At 70.2% G+C, this 815-nt stretch carries 1 protein-coding gene; it reads right to left on the bottom strand.

Going from position 1 to position 815, the window contains the following annotated elements; genetic code table 11:
* Positions 1–72 precede the first annotated feature (72 nt).
* Positions 73–699, bottom strand: a complete 627-nt coding sequence (locus AC067J_RS36390) for an ApeI family dehydratase (RefSeq protein WP_478306684.1) — start codon at positions 697–699, stop codon at positions 73–75.
* Between the last annotated feature and the right edge of the window lie 116 nt (positions 700–815).

The raw sequence follows: 815 nt of genomic DNA on the forward strand, positions 1-815 counted from the left end.
GAGAACTCCTCGACGGTGTCGAGCAGGATCATCGGAGGGCGTTGCCGTAGCAGGCCGCGTACCTGTGCGTGGTCAAGCATGGGTCCTCACCGCCGCGAAGGTGGCGTCGAGTTCGACGGCCAGCCGGCGGTCCGAGCGCACGATCCGGGCACTCGCGAAGATCTCCCCACCGAAGCCCTCTGCACCGCCGACCCCTTCACCGTCGCGCTCCTCACCGTCGGTCCTCCCGCCGAGGATCCCTTCGCCGTCAGTTGCCTCACTGTCGATCCGCTCACGGAAGGTCCCCTCGATGTCGGTGCCCGCACCGAGGGTCCGCTCACTGTCGATCCCCCCACCCTCGGTGCCTTCGCCGAGGGTCCGCGCATCGTCGGTTCCTTCACCGTGGGTCGGCTCACCGTTGGTTCCCTCACTGTTCGGTTCGTGGGGGTGTGTCCGGATGGTGAGTTCCAGTACGTCTCCCGGTAGGAGGGGCCGTGCGAAGCGTGCCCGGTGTAGGTGGCGCAGCCGCAGGCCGCCGCCGTGGAGGTTGTCGACGGCTTGTTGTACCCAGTCCAGGACGACCACGGCCGGCAGGATCGGGTGGCCGGGGTAGTGGCCGGCCATGTGGTCGGCGCCGAGGTCGGCCGGGAGCCGCAGGACGGCGTGGGTGCCGTCGGGTGAGCGCTCGTTCCATGCCAGGGGCGTGGGCAGCGCGGACATGGTCGCTTTCGGCGTCGAGGCGGGCACGGCGGTCTCAGGCGCAGGTCCAGGTCCGGGTGTGGGCAGGGCGGGCGTGGTGGTTTTCGGTGTCGAGGCGGGCATGGCGGTCCTCGGCC

The sequence above is a fragment of the Kitasatospora sp. NPDC042419 genome, assembly GCF_056437345.1.